The 19,998-nt window shown below is 65.0% G+C and carries 20 protein-coding genes; 16 read left to right on the forward strand and 4 right to left on the reverse strand.

The features are described from left to right. Window positions 1–43: 43 nt before the first annotated feature. From CLN94_RS02950 to CLN94_RS02965, 4 genes are all read left to right on the forward strand, one after another. Window positions 44–1,822, forward strand: coding sequence for an SLC13 family permease (locus CLN94_RS02950; RefSeq protein ID WP_245845051.1), 1,779 nt, complete (start codon window positions 44–46; stop codon window positions 1,820–1,822). Window positions 1,823–1,931: 109 nt separating this feature from the next. Then, window positions 1,932–2,672: a YebC/PmpR family DNA-binding transcriptional regulator gene (locus tag CLN94_RS02955; protein ID WP_096430978.1), complete on the forward strand. Its 741-nt coding sequence runs from the start codon at window positions 1,932–1,934 to the stop codon at window positions 2,670–2,672. Window positions 2,673–2,727: 55 nt separating this feature from the next. Continuing rightward, entirely contained in the window at window positions 2,728–3,327 is a 600-nt protein-coding gene (locus tag CLN94_RS02960) for a LysE/ArgO family amino acid transporter (RefSeq protein WP_096430980.1), read from the forward strand. A 63-nt stretch (window positions 3,328–3,390) separates the two neighbouring features. After that, complete coding sequence (locus CLN94_RS02965) at window positions 3,391–4,284, forward strand: DMT family transporter (RefSeq protein ID WP_245845053.1); 894 nt, start codon at window positions 3,391–3,393, stop codon at window positions 4,282–4,284. Window positions 4,285–4,320: 36 nt separating this feature from the next. On the opposite strand, the gene choV is transcribed toward CLN94_RS02965, so the two are convergent. From choV to choX, 3 genes are read right to left on the reverse strand one after another with little or no spacing between them, the layout of a single operon-like run. Next, window positions 4,321–5,367: a choline ABC transporter ATP-binding protein gene (choV, locus tag CLN94_RS02970; RefSeq protein ID WP_096430982.1), complete on the reverse strand. Its 1,047-nt coding sequence runs from the start codon at window positions 5,365–5,367 to the stop codon at window positions 4,321–4,323. Further along, window positions 5,364–6,200 (reverse strand): choline ABC transporter permease subunit, encoded by an 837-nt coding sequence (gene choW / locus CLN94_RS02975; protein ID WP_096430984.1) that lies wholly within the window; start codon window positions 6,198–6,200, stop codon window positions 5,364–5,366. The genes choV and choW overlap by 4 nt, the downstream gene beginning before the upstream one ends. A gap of 59 nt (window positions 6,201–6,259) precedes the next feature. Continuing rightward, a complete protein-coding gene (gene choX, locus CLN94_RS02980) occupies window positions 6,260–7,189 on the reverse strand; it encodes a choline ABC transporter substrate-binding protein (protein WP_096430986.1) in 930 nt (309 codons plus the stop codon). 108 nt (window positions 7,190–7,297) lie between these two features. Between choX and betI the strand changes: the two genes are divergently transcribed. From betI to CLN94_RS03005, 5 genes are all read left to right on the forward strand, one after another. Then, a complete protein-coding gene (gene betI / locus CLN94_RS02985) occupies window positions 7,298–7,879 on the forward strand; it encodes a choline-binding transcriptional repressor BetI (RefSeq protein WP_096430988.1) in 582 nt (193 codons plus the stop codon). Next, the gene (gene betB / locus CLN94_RS02990) at window positions 7,876–9,327 is read left to right on the forward strand and encodes a betaine-aldehyde dehydrogenase (protein ID WP_096430990.1); all 1,452 of its coding nucleotides are present in this window, start codon (window positions 7,876–7,878) and stop codon (window positions 9,325–9,327) included. The genes betI and betB overlap by 4 nt, the downstream gene beginning before the upstream one ends. 85 nt (window positions 9,328–9,412) lie before the next feature. Next, window positions 9,413–11,068 (forward strand): choline dehydrogenase, encoded by a 1,656-nt coding sequence (gene betA, locus CLN94_RS02995; protein ID WP_096431450.1) that lies wholly within the window; start codon window positions 9,413–9,415, stop codon window positions 11,066–11,068. 54 nt (window positions 11,069–11,122) lie between these two features. Next, window positions 11,123–11,800 carry a thermonuclease family protein gene (locus CLN94_RS03000; RefSeq protein WP_096430992.1) on the forward strand — a complete coding sequence of 226 codons (678 nt, stop codon included), beginning with the start codon at window positions 11,123–11,125 and terminating at the stop codon, window positions 11,798–11,800. 86 nt (window positions 11,801–11,886) lie between these two features. Beyond that, the gene (locus tag CLN94_RS03005; RefSeq protein WP_096430994.1) at window positions 11,887–12,126 is read left to right on the forward strand and encodes an HP1242/YdcH family protein; all 240 of its coding nucleotides are present in this window, start codon (window positions 11,887–11,889) and stop codon (window positions 12,124–12,126) included. A 63-nt stretch (window positions 12,127–12,189) separates the two neighbouring features. Here CLN94_RS03005 and CLN94_RS03010 read toward each other — a convergent pair whose 3' ends face one another. Next, on the reverse strand, window positions 12,190–13,584 hold the full coding sequence (locus CLN94_RS03010) for a helix-turn-helix domain-containing protein (RefSeq protein WP_096430996.1): 1,395 nt from the start codon (window positions 13,582–13,584) through the stop codon (window positions 12,190–12,192). Window positions 13,585–13,898: 314 nt separating this feature from the next. Between CLN94_RS03010 and CLN94_RS03015 the strand changes: the two genes are divergently transcribed. The 7 genes from CLN94_RS03015 to CLN94_RS03045 all read left to right on the forward strand — a co-directional run bounded on the left by CLN94_RS03015 (window position 13,899) and on the right by CLN94_RS03045 (window position 19,943). Continuing rightward, entirely contained in the window at window positions 13,899–15,431 is a 1,533-nt protein-coding gene (locus CLN94_RS03015) for an acyl-CoA carboxylase subunit beta (RefSeq protein ID WP_096430998.1), read from the forward strand. A gap of 10 nt (window positions 15,432–15,441) precedes the next feature. Further along, window positions 15,442–15,954, forward strand: a complete 513-nt coding sequence (locus CLN94_RS03020) for a DUF6497 family protein (protein WP_245845055.1) — start codon at window positions 15,442–15,444, stop codon at window positions 15,952–15,954. 202 nt (window positions 15,955–16,156) lie between these two features. Further along, complete coding sequence (locus CLN94_RS14190; protein ID WP_096431000.1) at window positions 16,157–16,279, forward strand: hypothetical protein; 123 nt, start codon at window positions 16,157–16,159, stop codon at window positions 16,277–16,279. A gap of 243 nt (window positions 16,280–16,522) precedes the next feature. Then, window positions 16,523–16,750 (forward strand): hypothetical protein, encoded by a 228-nt coding sequence (locus CLN94_RS03030; RefSeq protein WP_096431002.1) that lies wholly within the window; start codon window positions 16,523–16,525, stop codon window positions 16,748–16,750. A gap of 42 nt (window positions 16,751–16,792) precedes the next feature. Then, window positions 16,793–17,209 carry a hypothetical protein gene (locus CLN94_RS03035; protein ID WP_096431004.1) on the forward strand — a complete coding sequence of 139 codons (417 nt, stop codon included), beginning with the start codon at window positions 16,793–16,795 and terminating at the stop codon, window positions 17,207–17,209. Between the two features lie 355 nt (window positions 17,210–17,564). Then, entirely contained in the window at window positions 17,565–17,765 is a 201-nt protein-coding gene (locus tag CLN94_RS03040) for a lipoprotein (protein WP_096431006.1), read from the forward strand. 174 nt (window positions 17,766–17,939) lie between these two features. Continuing rightward, complete coding sequence (locus CLN94_RS03045; RefSeq protein WP_096431008.1) at window positions 17,940–19,943, forward strand: acetyl-CoA carboxylase biotin carboxylase subunit; 2,004 nt, start codon at window positions 17,940–17,942, stop codon at window positions 19,941–19,943. Window positions 19,944–19,998: the final 55 nt, after the last annotated feature.

Raw genomic sequence — 19,998 nt, forward strand, 5'->3', positions numbered from 1 at the left:
GGCCGATAGTATCGGCGCATTGGGCGGTCGAAGGGATCACTAAGTGATTGAACTTGGGTTGAGTCAGACGGGCGAGGCCATCGTGATGATCGGCATCGTGCTGGTCATGCTGGTGCTCTTCGCGCGCGAGGTTTATTCGACCGAAGTGATCGCGATCGGCGGTGCGGCACTGGTGCTGCTGTTCGGGATCGTGCCTTATGGCGAAGCAGTCGAGGTGCTGGCCAACCCCGCGCCCTGGACGATCGTGATGATGTTCCTGATCATGGGCGGCATGGTGCGCACCGGCGCGCTCGATTGGGTCACGCGCCACGCCGAAGCACATATCGACCACCGCCCGGTGGTGGTGCTTGTCGGCATCTTCGCGCTGATCGCCTTTGCCTCGGCCTTCCTGAACAACACGCCCGTCGTCGTGATGATGATCCCGGTGATGATGACGGTGGCGCGCAAACTCAACATCTCGCCTTCCAAACTGTTGATTCCGCTGTCTTATGCGGCGATCCTCGGGGGTACGCTGACGCTGATCGGCACCTCGACGAACCTGCTGGTCGATGGTGTCGCACGCGGCAAGGGGCTTGAGCCCTTCTCGATGTTCGAGATCACCGGCTTCGGCCTCGTGCAGATCTGTGTCGGCCTCGGCTACATGGCGCTGGTCGGGCGCAAGCTCCTGCCCGAGCGATCCTCGATGGGGGCGCTGCTGGGTGACAAGCGCAAGCAGAAATTCTTTACCGAGGTCGCTTTGCCCGACCATTCCAGCCTGATCGGCCAGCCGGTCCTTGAGGTTGATCTGTTCCGCCGCGAAGGCGTGCGCGTGGTCGACGTGCTGCGTGGCGATGCCTCGCTCCGGCGCGACCTGGCCGGGGCGATCTTGCAAGCGGGCGACCGGGTGGTGCTGCGCACCGAGATGGGCGAACTGCTCGGTATGCAGCAGAACCCCGATCTGCGGATGGTGGACAAACTCAGCTCGGTGCAGACCGAGACGGTCGAGGTGCTGATCTCGCCGGGCTGCCGGATGATCGGGCGGAGCCTGGGCGAGCTGCGCCTGCGCCGCCGCTATGGCGTCTATGTCCTGGCCGCGCATCGGCGTAACCAGAACATCGGCCGCCAGCTCGATGACCTCGTGGTGGTCGTGGGCGACACGCTCCTGCTGGAAGGCGCGGCCGAGGATATCGCGCGCCTTGCCGCCGACATGGATCTTGTCGATGTCACGCGGCCCACGGTGCGCCCGTTCCGCCGCCGTCATGCGCCGATCGTGGTCAGCGCGCTGGCGATCGTGGTAATGCTGGCGGCGTTCAACGTGGCGCCGATCCTGCTCTTGGCGGTGCTGGCGGTGGCGATCATCCTGCTCAGCCGCGCGGTCGACCCCGACGAGGCGTTTTCCTTCGTCGAGGGGCGGTTGCTCGCGCTGATCTTCGCAATGCTGGTTGTCGGCGTCGGGCTGGATCGGTCGGGCGCGGTGGCGCTTCTGGTCGGGCACATGGCGCCGGTGCTTGAGGGGATGCCCGGCTTTGTCGTGGTGTTGGCGGTTTATCTGATGGGCTCGGTGATGACCGAGATGGTCTCGAACAACGCGATCGCGGTGATCATGACGCCGATCGCGATCGAGCTGGGGCGCACGCTGGGGCTCGATCCGCGCCCGCTGGTGGTGGCGGTGATGTTTGCCGCCTCGGCCGCCTTTGCCACTCCGATCGGCTATCAGACCAACACGCTCGTCTATGGTCCGGGCGGCTACCGGTTCAGCGATTTCCTGCGCGTGGGCGTGCCGCTCAACCTGATCCTCGCGATCACCGCCTCGCTGGTGATTCCGCTGATCTGGGCGCTCTAACCCCCGATCCCCTGCCGATTGCGCCCTTGCGGCGCGCGCGGGCGCTTGCCCCGCCCCCCGCCGCTGGCTTATAGAGGCCGCAATTCAAGGAAGATCCGACGGAGATACCATGGCAGGCCATTCCAAATGGGCCAACATCCAGCACCGCAAGGGGCGGCAGGATGCGGCGCGCTCGAAGCTGTTCTCGAAACTCTCGAAAGAGATCACGGTCGCGGCCAAGATGGGCGACCCGGACCCCGAGAAAAACCCGCGTCTGCGTCTTGCGGTGAAGGCCGCGAAATCGCAGTCGATGCCGAAGGACGTGATCGACCGCGCGATCAAGAAATCGCAGGCCGGCGAGGGCGACGACTATACCGAGATCCGCTATGAGGGTTACGGCCCGAACGGCATCGCGGTGATCGTCGAGGCGCTGACCGACAACCTCAACCGCACCGCCTCGAACGTGCGCAGCTATTTCACCAAATGCGGCGGCAATCTGGGCCAGACGGGGTCCGTGAGCCACGGCTTCGACCGTCTGGGCGAGATCAGCTATGCCGCCGAGGCGTCCGATGCCGACACGGTGATGATGGCCGCGCTCGAAGCGGGCGCCGAGGATGTCGAAAGCGATGATGAAGGCCACTTCATCTATTGCGCGATGGAAGATCTGGCCGAGGTATCGGATGCGCTGGAAAAGGAACTGGGCGAGTCGACGGAATCGAAGCTCGTCTGGAAACCTCATGCCCGCACCGAGGTTGACCTTGAGACCGCGCAAAAGCTGATGAAGCTGATCGACATGCTCGAAGAAGATGACGACGTGCAGACCGTGACGCATAACTTCGACGTCCCCGAGGACGTGGCCGCGCAGCTCTGAGCGCGAGCAGGCCGGATCGGGCGCCCCTCGGGGCGCCCATTGCTTTGGAGGCGCCATGTTTTCTGCCGCCCTGACCGGCTTTACCACCGGGCTGTCGCTGATCGTGGTGATCGGCGCGCAGAATGCGTTTGTGCTCAAACAGGGGTTGCTGCGTGCCCATGTTCTGGCGGTGGTTCTGTTTTGCGCGGCTTCGGATGCGGCGCTGATCGCGCTGGGCGTGGCGGGGGCAGGCGCGATGGCGGCCAATCCGGGCGTGATGGAGATCTTGCGCTGGGGTGGCGTCGCGTTTCTGGGCTGGTATGGGTTGCGCGCGGCACTGGCCGCCTGGAAAGGCGGCGAGCGACTGCAGGCCGCAGGTGCGGTGCCCACACGGCCGGGGCCGACGCTTCTGACGCTGGCGGGGTTCACCTGGCTCAATCCGCATGTCTGGCTCGATACCGTCGTTCTGGTCGGGGCGCTCTCGGCGCAGTTCCCGGCGCCCTGGGCCTTTGGCGGTGGCGCGATGCTGGCGTCTTTCGTGTTCTTCTTCGCGCTGGGCTTCGGCGCGCGCATCCTGCAACCCGTTTTCGCGCGCCCTCTCGCCTGGCGCCTGCTCGACGCGCTTATCGCGGCGCTGATGTGGGCGATTGCGGCGCGGCTGGCGCTGGGCGGCTGACCCGCCTGTGCCCGACACAATCGCGCCCTTGCGCCCGCCTGCGCGATCGCGCCTAAAGGATGCATGACCCCGCCTGCGCAGGATAAACCCCTTCTCGGTATCCTCTGGATGCTCGGCACCACCGTCTGCTTCGCGGCGGTGAACGTGATCGTGCATTACCTCGGCGCCGATGTGCCCGCCGCGCAGACCTCGTTCATTCGTTTTGCCTGGGGTGTGGTGTTTGTCGCCCCCGCGCTCTGGAGCTTCACCCGCACCCGCTATTCGGGCCGGGTCTGGGCGCTGTTCGGGCTGCGTGGCGCCTTGCAGGCGATCGCGGTTCTGCTGTGGTTCTTCGCCATGGCGCGCACGCCGATCGCCGATGTCACCGCGATCGGTTACCTCAACCCGATCGTGGTGTCTCTGGGCGGCGCGCTGCTCTTGGGCGAGGGGTTCGCCTGGCGCCGGGGCCTTGCGGTCGTGGCGGCGCTGCTGGGCGCGCTGATCATCCTGCGCCCGGGTGTTCGCGAAATCCTGCCCGGTCATGTCGCACAGCTTGGCGCGGCGCTGTTTTTCGGCGCGGCCTATCTGGTGGCCAAGCGGCTCACAGGCTTTGCCTCGGCCACGGCGATCGTCGCCAATATGACGCTGATCGTGACGCTCTGCCTCGCGCCTTTCGCGATCGCCGTCTGGCAGCCGATCGGCCTGACCGAGGTGCTCTGGCTTGGCGCCACCGCGGCCTTCGCCACTTTCGCGCATTACTGCATGACGCGGGCGTTCCAATGCGCGCCGGTCTCGGTCACGCAACCGGTGGTGTTTCTGCAACTGGTCTGGGCGTCAAGCGCCGGCTGGGTGATCTTTGACGAGGCGGTGGACCCGTTCGTGATGCTGGGCGGCGCGCTGATCATCGCGGCCGTTACCTACCTGTCCTGGCGCGAAGCCCAGATCAAACGCCGCGCCGCGCGCGCGGCCCGCGCCTGAGCCTTTCATCGAGCCCCAAATACTCCCGCCGGAGGCTCAGCCCGCACCGCCGCGCGGGTCGATGAGCCGCCCGATCACGCCCTCGCGGGTGATCCGCCGCCCGTCCGAGAGCGCCACGGCCGGTTGGCGCCGCAACAGCTCCATCACGTCCTTCACCGGGGTTTCGAGCGGCAGGGCCGCGCCTTCAGCCGCGCCCGGCTCGGCCAGATCGGCCGCGGTCAGCACGCCCAGCGGGTTCATGTGCGCGACGAAATCGGCCACGTAATCGTTGACCGGATTGGCGATGATGTCGCGCGCCGTGCCCAGCTGCACGATCCGCCCGCCCTCCATCAGCGCGATCCGGTTGCCGAGCTTGAAGGCTTCATCAAGGTCGTGGCTGACGAAGATGATCGTGCGCTTGAGCGTCTTTTGCAGCTCCAGCAACTCGTCTTGCAGATGCGCGCGAATGAGCGGGTCGAGCGCGGAAAACGGCTCGTCCATCAACAGGATCGGCGCCTCGGTGGCAAAGGCGCGCGCAAGCCCCACGCGCTGCTGCATGCCGCCGGACAGCTCACCCACCTTGCGTTCCGCCCAGTCAGAGAGCCCCACCAACTCAAGCTGCTGATCGACGCGGGCGCGGCGCTCGGGCTTGGGCAGGCCCGCCAGTTCCAGCCCGAGGCCCACGTTTTCGCGCACCGAGCGCCAGGGCAGGAGCCCGAATTGCTGGAACACCATCGCCACCCGGTGCAGCCGGATCCGGCGCAGGGTCGCGGCATCGGCATGGGTCACATCGACCAGCGTGTTGCCATCGCAGACCTCGACCGCGCCGCGGCAGACGGGGTTGAGCCCGTTCACCGCGCGCAAGAGCGTGGATTTGCCCGAACCCGACAGGCCCATCAGCACGAGGATTTCGCCCTCGGCCACCTCCAGCGCGCAATCATGCACGCCCAGCACCTGGCCGGTCTGTTCCTGGATCTCGGCGCGCGAGCGGCCTTCGTCCATCAGGGGCAGGGCGGTCTCGGGGTCGCCTCCGAAGACGATCGAGACATTGTCGAAACGCACCGCGATGCCCGCGGTCGCTTTCGGATCGGTGAGATGGCTCATTTCTCGCCCCCCCGGCGCAACATGCGGTCAAGGATGATCGCGACGACCACGATCACGAAGCCCGATTCAAAGCCGAGCGCGGTGTTGACGGAGTTGAGCGCCCGCACCACCGGCACGCCCAGCCCGTCGGCGCCCACCAGCGCCGCGATCACCACCATCGACAGGGACAGCATGATCGTCTGATTGAGCCCCGCCATGATCTGCGGCGTGGCATAGGGCAGCTCGACCTTCCACAGCACCTGCCGCCCCGTCGCGCCAAAGGATTTCGCGGCTTCCAGCAGAGCTTGCGGCGTCGAGCTTACCCCCAGATGCGTCAGGCGGATCGGGGCGGGCAGCACGAAGATCACCGTCGCGATCAGCCCCGGCACCATGCCGATGCCGAAAAACACGATCGCCGGGATCAGGTAGACAAAGGTCGGCAGCGTCTGCATCAGGTCCAGGATCGGCTGCATCGCGGTGTAAAGGCGCGGCCGGTGCGCGGCGGCGATGCCGATCGGCACCCCGATCACCATGCACACGACGCAGGACGACAGCACCAGCGTCAGGCTTTCGGTCGTTTCCTCCCAATAGCCCTGATTGAGGATGAACAGGAATCCGGCCAGCACCATCGCGGCGGTCTTCCAGTTGCGTTGCAGCCCGAAGGTGAGCGCGGTGAACAGCCCGACGATCACCAGCGGATGCGGCGTTTGCAACAGCCACAGGATCGCGTCGATCAATCCCTGCATCGCCGACGAGAGCGCATCAAAGAAGCCCCCGGCATTTTCCTTGAACCAGTCGAAGATCTTTTTCGCGGTCTTGCCGACCGGGATCTTGTGCTCGGTGAGCCAGTCCACGTCACGCTCCCTATCGTGGACCACGCGCGGGCGCGCCCGCGCGCGGCCAGTGGTTCAGATCAGTTCAGCGCCGCGGTCAGAGCCGCCGCCGCATCACCACCGTCCTTCGTGGTCACACCGTCGAGCCAGGGCGTCGCGGCCGCGGGGTGGGCGGCCAGCCAGGCCTTGGCCGCATCCATCGGATCTTCGCCGTCATTCAGGATCGCGCCCATGATCTCGTTTTCCATCGCGAGCGAGAATTCGAGGTTTTCCAGAAGCTTGCCGACATTCGGGCATTCGGCCACATAGCCCGCGCGCACGTTGGTTGCGACCTCGGCGCCGCCGAAGTTCGGGCCAAAGTAATCGTCGCCGCCCGCCAGATAGGTCATCGCGAAATTGGCGTTCATCGGGTGCGGTTCCCAGCCGAGGAAGATCACCGGCTTGCCCGCCTTATCGGCGCGCTCGACCTGCGCGAGCATCCCTTGCTCCGAGCTTTCCACGACCTCGAAGCCGTCCAGACCGAAGGCATTCGCGCCGATCATGTCCATGATCAGGCGGTTGCCGTCATTGCCCGGCTCGATGCCATAGATCTTGCCATCAAGCGCGTCCTTCTGCGCCGCGATGTCGGCGAAATCCTTGATCCCCAGATCGGCGCCGGCCTTGTTGGTGGCCAGCGTGTATTTGGCGCCCACGAGGTTCACGCGGACGGTTTCGACGGTGCCGGCGTCGCGGTAGGGGGCAATGTCGGCCTCCATCGTCGGCATCCAGTTGCCGAGGAAAATGTCGATATCGCCGCCCGCCAGCGCCTGATAGGTCACCGGAACCGAGAGCACCTTGATGTCGGTGTCATAGCCCAGCGCCTCCAGCACGGTCGAGGTGACGGCGGTGGTGGCGGTGATGTCGGTCCAGCCGACATCCGAGAAGGTGACCTTGTCGCAGCCCTCGGCCAGCGCGCCCGAGGCAAGGGCGAGCGAGGCGGTGCCAACAAGCAGGATGGAACGGATTGCCATGGTTTTCTCCCAGTCGTTACGTTGTTCAGGTTTTTATTGATTGACGAGTCAATAAACTTCCTTGTAGCTCGGAAAGGCAAGGCTTTTTTACAAAACGGGGCCAAGATCATGCCGAAGCTTGGCGCAGAGCCTATAAGACGCGCGGCTCTGGTGAAAGCGACGATTGAGACGGTGGGCGAGGCGGGCTCGCTTGAGGTGACGGTCGCCCAGATCGCGCGCCGCGCGGGCATGTCTTCGGCGCTGGCGCATCACTATTTCGGCTCTAAGGAACAGATCTTTCTGGCCGCGATGCGGTCGATCCTGTCGATCTATGGCGCGGAGGTGCGCGGCGCGCTGGCCGCCGCCCAAGGCCCCGAAGCGAGGCTGCGCGCGATCCTGCTGGGGTCATTCGCGCCGGGCTCGTTCCGCCGCGAGGCGATCTCGGCTTGGCTGAATTTCTACGTGCTCGCGCAGCGCCTGCCCGAGGCGCGGCGCCTGCTGCGAATCTATCAGCGGCGGCTGAAGTCGAACCTGATGCATGAATTGCGCCCGCTGGTGGGCGCGCGCGCCGATCAGGTGGCGCGTGGCTTGGGCGCGATGATCGACGGGGTCTATATCCGCGCCGCGCTGGCCGAGGGCGCGCCCGACGCGGGCTACGCCAAGCGCATCGTGCTGGAATATCTGGAACGCGAATTGGAGGGGCAGCCATGAGGGCACAGCCGAAGGCAAGCCATTTCGTCAATGGCGACTGGATGGAAGATGAGGCGGGCGAGGTGATCGAGGTCACCTATCCCTACACCGGCGAGGTGATCGCGCGGCTCCATGCGGCGACGCCCGCGGTGGTTGAGGCGGCGATTGGGGGTGCGCAGGCCGCGCAGGCCGATTGGGCCGCGCGAAAGCCGGTCGAGCGCGCGCGCGTCCTGCACCGCGCGGTGGCGCTCATCCGTGAGCGCGCGGCGGAACTGGCGGCGCTGGAAACCCTCGATACCGGCAAGCCCGTTCAGGAAACCGAAGTGGCCGACTGGCCCTCGGGCGCGGATGCGCTGGAATATTTCGCGGGGCTGGCGCCGACGCTGACCGGCGAGACGATCCCGCTGGGCGGTGATTTCGCCTATACGATCCGCGAGCCGCTGGGCGTTTGCGTCGGCATTGGTGCCTGGAATTACCCCAGCCAGATCGCCTGCTGGAAGGCGGCCCCCGCGCTGTCGACGGGCAACGCGATGGTGTTCAAACCCTCCGAGGTCACGCCGCTGGGCGCGCTGCAACTGGCGCAGATTTTCATCGAAGCTGGCATGCCCGCGGGCGTCTTCAACGTGGTGCAGGGGCTTGGTGCGGTGGGGGCGGCGCTGGCCACCGATCCGCGCGTGGCCAAGGTGTCGCTGACCGGCTCGGTGCCGACGGGCGCGCGGGTCTATCCGGCGGCGGCGGCGGGGATGAAGCATGTCACGATGGAGCTGGGCGGCAAGTCGCCGATGATCGTCTTTGACGACGCGAGCCTTGAAGACGCGGTGGGCGCGGCGATGCTGGGGAATTTCTATTCCTCGGGGCAGATCTGCTCGAACGGCACGCGGGTCTTCGTGCAAAAGAGCCTGAAAGAGCGGTTCCTGACCCGTCTGGCCGAGCGCACGGGCGCGATCGTGGCGGGCGACCCGGAAGACCCCGCGACCCAATTCGGCCCGCTGGTGAATGCGGCGCAGCATGCCAAGGTGCTGGGCTATATCGAGACGGCCAAGGCCGAGGGCGCGCGGCTGATCTGCGGCGGGGCGGCGGGCAACGAAGGCGCGCTTTTCGTGCAGCCCACGGTCTTTGCCGATGTCACCGACGAGATGACCTTGGCGCGCGAAGAGGTGTTCGGGCCGGTCATGGCGGTGCTGGATTTCGAGACCGAGGACGAGGTGATCGCGCGGGCGAATGCCACGCAATTCGGGCTGGCGGCGGGGGTGTTCACCGCCGATCTCGCGCGCGGGCACCGGGTGATTGCGCAGCTTCAGGCGGGTACCTGCTGGATCAACGCCTATAACCTGACGCCGGTCGAGATGCCCTTTGGCGCGGTCAAGACCTCGGGGCTGGGGCGCGAAAACTCGCGCGCGGCGATCGAGCATTACACCCAACTGAAGGCTGTTTACGTGGGGATGGGGCCGGTCGACTGCCCCTATTGAGGGCCGTGGGGAGGGGGCTTCCGCCCCCGCCGAGGCGGTGCCTCGGCCCCCCGAGAGTATTTGCGGCTCGATGAAAGAGACGAAGATGGAAGCGGATTTCGTGATCGTGGGGGCGGGCTCGGGCGGCTCGGCGCTGGGCTATCGGCTGGCCGAGGCGGGCCATCAGGTGCTGATGATCGAGCATGGCGGCACCGATATGGGCCCGTTCATCCAGATGCCGGCGGCGCTGAGCTATCCGATGAACATGGGGATTTACGACTGGGGCTTTGCCTCCGAGCCCGAGCCGCATCTGGGCGGGCGCCGGCTGGTGACGCCGCGCGGCAAGGTGATCGGCGGCTCGTCAAGCATCAATGGCATGGTTTTCGTGCGCGGCCATGCAAAGGATTTCGACCATTGGGCCGAGACGGGCGCGGCGGGTTGGGGCTATGCCGATGTGCTGCCCTATTTCAAGCGGATGGAAAGCTGGCATGGCGGCGCGGATGGCGGGGACGCGGCCTATCGCGGCACCTCGGGGCCGATGCATATCACCCGCGGGCCGCGCCGCAATCCGCTGTTCAAGGCCTTCATCGAGGCGGGCGCGGCGGCGGGCTACGGCCAGACCGCCGATTACAATGGCGCGCGCCAGGAGGGTTTCGGCCCGATGGAGGCGACGATCTGGAAGGGGCGGCGCTGGTCGACGGCGAATGCCTATCTGCGCCCTGCATTGAAGGGCGGGCGGCTGCGGATCGTGCGCGGGCTCGCGCGGCGCGTGGTGTTTGAGGGCAAGCGGGCGGTCGGCGTGGAAATCGCGCGCGGTGGGCAGATCGAGGTGATCCGCGCGCGCGCCGAGGTGGTGCTGGCGGCCTCGGCGATCAACACGCCCAAGCTTTTGATGCTGTCGGGGGTGGGGCCGGGCGCGCATCTTCACAGCCACGGTATCGAGGTGCTGGCCGACCGGCCGGGCGTCGGCGCGAACCTGCAAGATCACCTTGAAATCTATATGCAATTCGCCGCGCAGCAGCCGATTACCCTGTTCAAATACTGGAACCTCTGGGGCAAGGCACTGATCGGGGCGCAATGGCTGTTTACCAAGACCGGGCTGGGGGCGTCCAATCAGTTCGAGGCCTGCGGCTTCATCCGCTCGGACAAGGGCGTGGATTACCCCGACATCCAGTATCACTTTTTGCCGATCGCGGTGCGCTACGATGGCAAGGCCGCCGCCGAGGGGCACGGGTTTCAGGTGCATACCGGGCCGATGCGCTCGAAATCGCGCGGGCGGGTCAGTTTGCGCTCGGCCGATCCGGCTGCCGTGCCCGAGATCCGCTTCAACTACATGTCGCATCCCGACGACTGGGAGGAGTTCCGCAAGGCCGTGCGGCTCACGCGCGAGATTTTCGCGCAGGTCCCGATGGCCGCGCATGTGAAGCATGAAATCCAGCCCGGCGCGGGGGTGCAGAGCGACGCCGAGATCGACGCCTTCATCCGCGATCATGCCGAAAGCGCCTATCACCCCTGCGGTACGGCGCGGATGGGCGCGGCGGATGATCCGGGCGCGGTGGTCGACCCCGAGGGTCGGGTGATCGGCGTCGAGGGCCTGCGCGTGGCCGACAGCTCGGTGTTCCCGCGCATCACCAATGGCAACCTGAACGCGCCCTCGATCATGGTGGGCGAGAAGGTGGCCGACCATATTCTGGGTCGTCGCCTGCCGCCCGAAGACAGGCCCGCGTGGATCGCACCCGACTGGCAGGCGGCGCAACGTTAAGCCTGCGCCGCGAATGCCCTTGCATCAGGCGTGCTCCGCCCCGATATCGGGGGTATGTTAAGAATTTGTTCGCTTTTTGTTGCTATCGCTCTGGTTGTCGGTCTGCCGGGCGCCCGGTCGGCCGAGGCCGAGCAATTGCGCGGTGTGGCCCGGATCGTCGATGGCGATACGCTGGATCTTGCCGGCACGCGGGTGCGCCTGTTTGGCATTGACGCGCCCGAAAGCAATCAGCGTTGCCGCGATGCGCGGGGGCGCAAGTGGGACTGCGGCGATTACGCCACCAAGACGCTTGCCCAACTGGCCAAGGGGCAGGTGATCTGCGAGCGGCGTGATACGGATCGTTACGGGCGCATGGTGGCGGTGTGTCGCGCAGAAGGGCGAGACGTCGGTGGCGCGATGGTCGAGCAAGGCGCGGCCTGGGCCTATCGCAAGTATTCGCTTGATTATGTGCGCCAAGAGGCCCGCGCCGAGGCCGCGGGCAGGGGCCTGTGGTCCGGAGAGGCGGAGCGCGCCGAAACCTTCCGCAAGCGCGAATCGCAGGCGAGCGCGCAGCCCGTGTCGCGGAGCGGCGGCTGCGTCATCAAAGGGAATATCTCGGAGCGCGGGCGCATCTATCATCTTCCCGGACAAAAATTCTACGAACAGACCCGGATTTCCGAGAGTAAGGGCGAGCGTTGGTTTTGCTCGGAATCGGAGGCGCGCGCGGCGGGCTGGCGGCGCGCGGCGAACTGACGGCAATCCGATTTGACACGCGTCAAGGCGCTGTTTAGCAGGCTGAGCTAAGATTCAGGTGAAACAGGAAGAGGGAGAGATACCGAATGTCCAACACCCCGCACACGCTGCAGGAAGAGTTCCCCAGCCAGCTCGAAAAGCTGCATGAACTGAAGCTGTCGAACGCGCATTTTGCCAAGCTGCTTGAGCAATATGACGTGGTTAACGACAAGGTTCACCGCGCCGAGACTCTGGTCGAGCCGATGGAGCAGTTCGCGGAAACGCAGCTCCGCAAGGAGCGCGCGGCGATCAAGGATGAGATCGCACAGATGCTGGCCACCGTCTGACCCACCGTCTGACGGCGTGCCGCTTGAACAGGCCCCGGAGGCGACTCCGGGGCTTTGTCATGTCTACTCGATGTCGTAGGGCAGCAGCCCGCGCCGGTTGGCATTGACCGACAGGCGCCGCTCCAGCGGCGGAACGGAACGCTGGTGGCAATCCTTGCGCTCACAGATCCGGCAGGAAATCCCGATCGGCTGATAGGCCTTGGGGTTGTTCAGTTCCATGTCGTCCGCATAGACCAACCCGCGCGCATGGCTGATCTCGCAGCCAAGACAGATCGCGTACCGGCGCACCGGGGCGGTAAAGCTGCCGCCCGGTTTCGAGACGTCGCGCGCGAGGCAGAGATAGCGCATTCCGTCCGGGGTCTCGGCCAGCTGCCGCAGGAATTTTGTAGGCGTTTCAAAGGCTTGGTGAACGTTCCAGAGTGGGCAGGCGCCGCCGAAGCGGGCAAATTGCAGTCGCGTGGCCGAGTGGCGCTTGGTGATCGTGCCGGCCTGGTCGACGCGCACGAAGAAAAACGGGATGCCCTTGGCGCCGGGGCGTTGCAGCGTCGAAAGCCGGTGTGCGACCTGCTCGATCGAGGCGCCGAAGATGTCGGCGAGGCGTTCAAGGTCGTGACGGGTCTCCTGCGCGGCCTCGAGGAAGGCCCGGTAGGGCAGGAGTGCGGCCCCCGCAAAATAATTCGCCAACCCGATCTTGGCGATGGCGCGGGCGGTCTCGGACTGGAACCGCGCGAGGTCGAGCGTCGCCTCCAGCAGGTCGTCCTGAGTGATCAGCGCGACCTGATGCAGGAGCTGGAAGGCCTGCGTCGGGCGTCCGACATGGGCGGCAATCACCAGCGTATTGCCTTCGCGGCGGCGCAGCTCGGAGATGTTCGAAAATTGAACTTCTATCCCGCGTAGCCGCAGCGCTTCTGTGGCCCGCTGGATCGCATCAAGAACCTTACCATTCGGGCAGATAAAGTGTTCGGCCGCGCGATCGACGGCATCAATGTAATTGTCGCAATAGTGAAAGAAGTCACGCACCTCTTCCCAAGGCGAAACCACTGTTTGCGTGCCTTCGCGCCCGATCGCCTCGTCCAGCGAGGCGAGTCGTTCATGGGCCTGCCGATAGGCGCGGTGCATTTCAAGGAAGGCCCGCGCCAGCGCCGGGGCGTTCGAGGCGGCGAGCCGCAGATCGGCCAAGGGCGGGGCGGCATCGGCAAAGATCGGGTCGGCCAATGCCTCGCGCATGTCCGAAACGAGCCGTTCCGCATCGCCCGCCGACAGCTCGGTCACGTCCAGCCCAAATTCGCCCGCCAGCGCCAGAACCACCGCCGCCGAAACCGGCCGATGGTTGTTCTCCATCTGGTTCAGGTAGGGCAGCGAGACGCCGAGTCGCTCGGCGAATGCCTTCTGCGTCAGCCCGAGTCGCGCCCGCGTCTCGCGCAGCTTCACCCCGGCATAGAGTTTTTGGGTCGCCATCTGCCCCTCTCCTCACCTTGCAAGGCGGCGGGACGGCCGCATTTGCAAAGCGATTGTTAGCTTTGCAAAAGCCTTGCGTCAAATCCGGAATTGCAGCGGGGGCGCAGAGGGGCGTTTATCCGCGCAACGGGAACGCAGATTTCCCTTTGAAAACCTTCGCCACCGACCCGTGAAGATCCGCGGTCTTGGGGTGTGTGTTTGCGGCTTCGCAATTTGCAGAAATGGGCCTGTCAAGTTTTTGCAAATTTACCCGAATCCGCTTTGTAATATCCGTCGGTTTCGATAGGGTGCCCCAAACCTTCGGAGGGGAGCCCATGAGAGATATCCTGCAAGAGCTGGAAACCCGTCGCGCGAAAGCGCGTCTTGGCGGCGGTGAGCGCCGTATCGAGTCGCAGCACAAGAAGGGCAAGCTGACCGCGCGCGAGCGTATCGAGCTGCTGCTCGACGAGGGCTCGTTCGAAGAATTCGACATGTTCAAATCGCACCGCTGCACCGATTTCGGCATGGAAGAAGAGCATATCCCGGGCGATGGCGTGATCACCGGCTGGGGCACCGTGAACGGCCGCATGGTCTATGTATTCTCGCAGGACTTCACCGTGTTCGGCGGCTCGCTGTCGGAAACTCACGCCGAAAAGATCTGCAAGATCATGGACATGGCGATGCAGAACGGTGCCCCGGTGATCGGCATGAACGACTCGGGCGGCGCGCGCATTCAGGAAGGCGTGGCCTCGCTTGCCGGTTACGCCGAGGTGTTCCAGCGCAACATCATGGCCTCGGGCGTGGTGCCGCAGATCAGCCTTATCATGGGCCCCTGCGCGGGTGGCGCGGTCTATTCGCCGGCGATGACCGACTTCATCTTCATGGTCAAAGACACCTCCTACATGTTCGTGACCGGCCCCGACGTTGTGAAGACCGTCACCAACGAGGTCGTCACCGCCGAAGAACTGGGCGGTGCCTCGACTCACACCAAGAAATCCTCGGTCGCGGATGGCGCCTATGAGAACGATGTGGAGGCGATTTTCGAAACCCGCCGCCTGATCGACTTCCTGCCGCTGTCGAACCGCGAAAAAGCGCCGGTGCGCCCCTTCTTCGACGACGTGAACCGCATCGAGGACAGCCTCGACACGCTGGTGCCGGCGAACCCCAACATGCCCTATGACATGAAGGAACTGATCGCGAAGATCGCCGATGAGGGCGATTTCTTCGAGATCCAGAAGGATTACGCGGGCAACATCATCACCGGCTTCCTGCGCATCGAAGGCCAGACGGTCGGCGTGGTGGCGAACCAGCCGATGGTGCTGGCGGGCTGCCTCGACATCGACAGCTCGCGCAAGGCGGCGCGTTTCGTGCGCTTCTGCGATGCGTTCGAAATCCCGATCCTGACGCTGGTCGACGTGCCTGGCTTCCTGCCCGGTACCTCGCAGGAATATGGCGGCGTCATCAAGCACGGCGCGAAACTGCTGTTCGCCTATGGCGAGGCGACCGTGCCGAAGGTCACGGTGATTACCCGCAAGGCTTATGGCGGCGCCTATGACGTTATGGCGTCGAAGCACCTGCGCGGCGACTTCAACTACGCCTGGCCCTCGGCCGAGATCGCGGTGATGGGCGCCAAGGGCGCGGTCGAGATCCTGTATCGCTCGGAACTGGGCGATGCCGACAAGATCGCGGCGCGCACCAAGAACTACGAAGATCGCTTTGCGAACCCCTTCGTGGCCGCGGAAAAAGGCTTCATCGACGAAGTGATCCAGCCGCGTTCGACGCGTCGCCGTGTGGCGCGCGCCTTCGCCTCGCTGCGCTCGAAGAAGCTGTCGAACCCGTGGAAGAAGCACGACAACATTCCGCTCTGAGGAGTGCGGAATGCGCGTCGCGCCGGGCCAAGCGGGGATCGGGCTGGCCAGCGCTTTGCTGGCCCTCTCGGGGCTTGCCTGGCCGGGTGGGGCGCAAGAGTTGCGCGAAGTCCCGCAAATGCCTGACTACTCGGCGTTTTTCGCTGATCTGGGTGAGCGGGGCGACGGGCCCGAGGGCACTTTCGGCGATGCTATCGAGGTGCCCTCCGGCCAGAAGCTGTGGTGGATTGATGTGCAGCACACGGCGCCCGGATCTGAGGGTCTGACCTATCGGTTCCGCTTTCTCGCGCCGCAGATCGGTGGTCAGGGCGCGCTGTCGGTGGATGTGGCGCTGTTGGACATCGAGGCGCTGTGCGGCTCATTCGTCGCGCCGCGTCTGGCCAATCTGGGGCCGCAGGTGGAGCAGGTTGTGATCAGCCTCTCTGACCGGATCGTGCCCTTCGGCGAGGCCGCCCCCGAGGCGGTCCAGTATTTCGAGGCCTTCTCCGTCGAGGATGGGGCTTGCACTTGGGAGTTGTTCTGATGCGCCGCGCGCAAGATCAGGATCGCAGGGACGAAGCTGTCGGCGCGTTTGCGCCGACGGGCCTTCGCATGTGCAAAAACTTCCTCTTCGCTCTGCCGCGATTCCGCGATATTCTGCTGCGCGGGCAAATATTTGTGCCCGTAATCAATGCTGAGCGTCTGATGCCCGTCGGGGCCGAGTTCAGCCCGGACAGGAGAACAGAATGTCGAAGAAAGCTCTCATCGCCCTCGCTCTCGTCGCTTTCGCGGCCGCTTGCGCCCCGAAGCCCGAGCCGGTCGCCGAGCCCGTGTCGGTCGAACCGGTCTACACCGGCAAATACAAGTAATCCGTTCTCCGGCCGGGGCGCGCGTCGCCCGGGCCGCCAGCTTCGGGCAATTTCGGGGTGGGCGCCCGCGCGCCCGCTCCGCTTCTGCGACGTCTCGCGCGTAGGTTTTTCTGGCGTGATGTGCTACCGTTTTCCGGTCCGACTCATGGATCATTGGAGATATTGCTCATGCGTTTTACCCTCGTCGCTTCCGCCGCTGCTCTCGCGCTCGTGGCCGCTTGCGCCCCGAAGCCTGAGCCCATTATGCCCGAGCCCGTTTACACCGGAAAATATGGCGATGTCGTCGTCGGCACCTGCCGTGCGCCGGGGCAAGCGATCACGGCCCAATACCCGAGCTCGCTGCCGCTTTGCGACGAGTCCTGCGCGCCCGGCACGTCTTATGCCGGCACCAACGCCGCTGGCGCCCCGATCTGCGTGCCGACCAGCACCGATGGGCGTGAACCCGACCGCGGCCAGACGACCGGTCGCTAACACTGCGCGCCCTTCGGTCCGTGCGGGACAGGAGGGCGCAACATGCTGAAACATCGTGGATTTCCCGGCCGTCTGCCGAGTTCCGATTATCATTTCACCATCCGCCGGGCCAACAAGAAGGGCCCGACCAAGATTTTCAAGCGCGAGCGCTATGCCGATCGCTCGCCTGCTGACCGGCGGGCTGATGCGGGGTTCTTGGCCGCGCTTTGGAACTATTTCGGCGAAGAGCCGTTCGAGCGGGGCAATCTCGATGCCGCGCGGCTGAGCTTCCTCTTTGGCCGCGAAGTGGTTCCGGCCGATCCGAAAAAGCCTTTTGACCCCTGCTCCTACGAGGCGATGCTGAAAATCGACGTGAAACGCGCGCAGGCGTCGTTCCCCGATGTTTTCGCCAAGCCCGAGGAATATCTCTGGGAAGACGAAGACGATTGGGGCGACGAAGACGAGGAGGATTGGGAATGATCCTTGCTCGCAAGTTGACGCATCGGCATGTTCCTGCCGATGCTCGCCAGAACGCCGAGTTTGGCTTTGCTTCGAAGGGTTTGCCCGCGCATGATGAGATTGCGACGCACCGCTTGAACCGCAGGGGCCTGCGGGGTGTATCGCGCTCCATCCCTTCCCTGACGTCTCGATCCGGCCTTCGGGCCGGATCGCCTTCGGCCTCCGAGGCCGGGGTCTGGGCGGATCGCCGCGCGCATCGGCAAGGCTTCGCCAATGCTCCCGCGACCGTGATCAAATCGGCGCGAATTCGCTTGGCTTCCGCAGGGGTTGGAGTAGGATTCTCCGCAACAACAACCCTTACCGGAGGCAGTAACTCATGCGTAAACCCTACCTCATTCTCGCCCTTGTCGCCGCGACGGCCCTCTCGGGCTGCCTGGAAACCGACGGCGAGCGTGCGCTTGCCGGTGCGGCGGGCGGTGCGCTCGTGGCCGATGCGCTCGATGCAAACATCGTTGCCGGGGCCGCTGTCGGCGCGCTCGCGGGCACCTATTGCGACGACGCTGGCGTCTGCCAGTAAGCGTCCGTCCAGCCATGACCTGATCCGCGACGCGCGTCGCGGCGGGAATAGTTTGACCAGCACCATCGGGGCGTCTTGCCCCGGTGGTGTTTTCATTTTCACCGATCACAACGAACTCACGGATCAAGGACGCGGAGCACGAATGGCTGCCGCGACGGAGGGGAAGGGACTGACATGTTCAAGAAAATCCTGATCGCTAACCGCGGCGAAATCGCCTGCCGCGTGATCAAGACGGCGCGCAAGATGGGCATCAAGACGGTGGCCGTCTATTCGGATGCCGACGCGCAGGCGCTGCATGTGCAGATGGCCGACGAGGCGGTGCATATCGGCCCGCCGCCGGCCAACCAGTCCTATATCGTGATCGACAAGATCATGGACGCGATCCGTCAGACCGGCGCCGAAGCGGTGCACCCGGGCTACGGGTTCCTGTCGGAGAACATGAAATTCGCCGAGGCGCTGGAAAAAGAAGGCGTCGTCTTCATCGGCCCGCCGTCGCCCTCGATCGAGGCGATGGGTGACAAGATCACCTCGAAGAAGATCGCGCAGGAAGCCAAAGTCTCGACCGTCCCGGGCTATATGGGCCTGATCGAGGACGCCGACGAGGCGGTGAAAATCTCGAACGAGATCGGCTACCCGGTGATGATCAAGGCCTCCGCCGGCGGCGGCGGCAAGGGTATGCGTATCGCATGGAACGATGAGGAGGCGCGCGAAGGCTTCCAGTCGTCCAAGAACGAGGCGGCGAACTCGTTTGGCGACGACCGTATCTTCATCGAGAAATTCGTGACCCAGCCGCGCCACATCGAGATCCAGGTGCTGGCCGACAAGCACGGCAATGCCGTCTACCTGCACGAGCGGGAATGCTCGATCCAGCGCCGCAACCAGAAGGTCATCGAAGAGGCGCCGTCGCCCTTCCTCGACCCGGAAACCCGCAAGGCGATGGGCGAACAGGCCGTGGCGCTGGCGAAAGCCGTGGGCTACAGCTCGGCGGGCACGGTGGAATTCATCGTCGACGGGCAGAAGAACTTCTACTTCCTCGAGATGAACACCCGCCTGCAGGTGGAACACCCCGTCACCGAACTGATCACCGGCGTCGACCTCGTCGAGCAGATGATCCGCGTCGCGGCCGGTGAAAAGCTGCCCTTCGCGCAGAGCGACCTCAAGATCAACGGCTGGGCGATGGAATCGCGTCTTTACGCCGAAGATCCCTATCGCAACTTCCTGCCTTCGATCGGCCGCCTGACCAAATACCGCCCGCCGGTGGAAGGCCAGACCAAGGGTGGCGGCATCGTGCGTAACGATACCGGCGTCTATGAGGGCGGCGAGATCTCGATGTATTACGACCCGATGATCGCCAAGCTCTGCACCTGGGGCGAGGATCGCGCGCATGCCATCGAAGAGATGCGCCTCGCGCTGGATACGTTCGAAGTCGAAGGCATCGGCCACAACCTGCCGTTCTGCTCGGCAGTGATGGACCATCCGAAGTTCTGCTCGGGCGACATGACCACGGCCTTCATCGCCGAGGAATACCCCGAGGGCTTCGAAGGCGTGACGCTGGGCGAATACACGCTCAAGCGCGTGGCCGCCGCTGCCGCCGCGATGAACCGCGTCGCCGAGATTCGCCGCACCCGCATCTCGGGCACTCTGGGCAACCACGAGCGTCACGTCGGTGAGGACTGGGTCGTCAGCCTGCAGGACGAAGAGTTCCGCGTGCAGGTCTCGGCCGACAAGTCGGGCTCGACGGTCCGTTTCGAGGATGGCACCGAGCTGCGCGTCGAGAGCGACTGGACGCCGGGTCAATCGCTGGCCACGCTCGATGTTTCGGGCGAGCCGCTGGTGCTCAAGGTCGGCAAGATCCCGATGGGCTTCCGCCTGCGCGTCCGTGGCGCCGATCTCAAGGTCAACGTACGCACCCCGCGCGCCCATGAGCTTGCGCTGCTGATGCCGATCAAGCTGCCGCCGGATACATCAAAATTCCTGCTCTGCCCGATGCCGGGCCTGGTGGTGAAGATCTCGGTCGAGGAAGGCCAGGAAGTCCAGGAAGGCCAGGCGCTGGCCACCGTCGAGGCGATGAAGATGGAAAACATCCTGCGCGCCGAGAAGAAAGGCGTGGTCAAGAAGATCAACGCCGCCGCGGGCGCCTCGCTGAAGGTGGACGACATCATCATGGAGTTCGAGTAACTCCAGCCGCCGGCCCCGCACCCGTGGGGCCGGCAGTCGGTTTCGAAACAGATGC

The sequence above is a fragment of the Pseudothioclava arenosa genome, from assembly GCF_002358085.1.
Lineage (GTDB): Bacteria > Pseudomonadota > Alphaproteobacteria > Rhodobacterales > Rhodobacteraceae > Pseudothioclava > Pseudothioclava arenosa.

Bases quoted from the DNA above. Each gene is read 5' to 3' on its own strand.
- CLN94_RS03045 (WP_096431008.1), top strand. From the start codon at position 17,940: ATGTTCAAGAAAATCCTGATCGCTAACCGCGGCGAAATCGCCTGCCGC.
- CLN94_RS03000 (WP_096430992.1), top strand. From the start codon at position 11,123: ATGTTAAGAATTTGTTCGCTTTTTGTTGCTATCGCTCTGGTTGTCGGT.
- CLN94_RS02960 (WP_096430980.1), top strand. From the start codon at position 2,728: ATGTTTTCTGCCGCCCTGACCGGCTTTACCACCGGGCTGTCGCTGATC.
- CLN94_RS14190 (WP_096431000.1), top strand. From the start codon at position 16,157: ATGTCGAAGAAAGCTCTCATCGCCCTCGCTCTCGTCGCTTTCGCGGCC.
- CLN94_RS02965 (WP_245845053.1), top strand. From the start codon at position 3,391: ATGACCCCGCCTGCGCAGGATAAACCCCTTCTCGGTATCCTCTGGATG.
- betA (WP_096431450.1), top strand. From the start codon at position 9,413: ATGGAAGCGGATTTCGTGATCGTGGGGGCGGGCTCGGGCGGCTCGGCG.
- CLN94_RS03035 (WP_096431004.1), top strand. From the start codon at position 16,793: ATGCTGAAACATCGTGGATTTCCCGGCCGTCTGCCGAGTTCCGATTAT.
- CLN94_RS03015 (WP_096430998.1), top strand. From the start codon at position 13,899: ATGAGAGATATCCTGCAAGAGCTGGAAACCCGTCGCGCGAAAGCGCGT.
- choX (WP_096430986.1), bottom strand. From the start codon at position 7,189: ATGGCAATCCGTTCCATCCTGCTTGTTGGCACCGCCTCGCTCGCCCTT.
- CLN94_RS03010 (WP_096430996.1), bottom strand. From the start codon at position 13,584: ATGGCGACCCAAAAACTCTATGCCGGGGTGAAGCTGCGCGAGACGCGG.
- CLN94_RS03020 (WP_245845055.1), top strand. From the start codon at position 15,442: ATGCGCGTCGCGCCGGGCCAAGCGGGGATCGGGCTGGCCAGCGCTTTG.
- betI (WP_096430988.1), top strand. From the start codon at position 7,298: ATGCCGAAGCTTGGCGCAGAGCCTATAAGACGCGCGGCTCTGGTGAAA.
- CLN94_RS03030 (WP_096431002.1), top strand. From the start codon at position 16,523: ATGCCCGAGCCCGTTTACACCGGAAAATATGGCGATGTCGTCGTCGGC.
- CLN94_RS03005 (WP_096430994.1), top strand. From the start codon at position 11,887: ATGTCCAACACCCCGCACACGCTGCAGGAAGAGTTCCCCAGCCAGCTC.
- CLN94_RS02955 (WP_096430978.1), top strand. From the start codon at position 1,932: ATGGCAGGCCATTCCAAATGGGCCAACATCCAGCACCGCAAGGGGCGG.
- CLN94_RS03040 (WP_096431006.1), top strand. From the start codon at position 17,565: ATGCGTAAACCCTACCTCATTCTCGCCCTTGTCGCCGCGACGGCCCTC.
- choV (WP_096430982.1), bottom strand. From the start codon at position 5,367: ATGAGCCATCTCACCGATCCGAAAGCGACCGCGGGCATCGCGGTGCGT.
- betB (WP_096430990.1), top strand. From the start codon at position 7,876: ATGAGGGCACAGCCGAAGGCAAGCCATTTCGTCAATGGCGACTGGATG.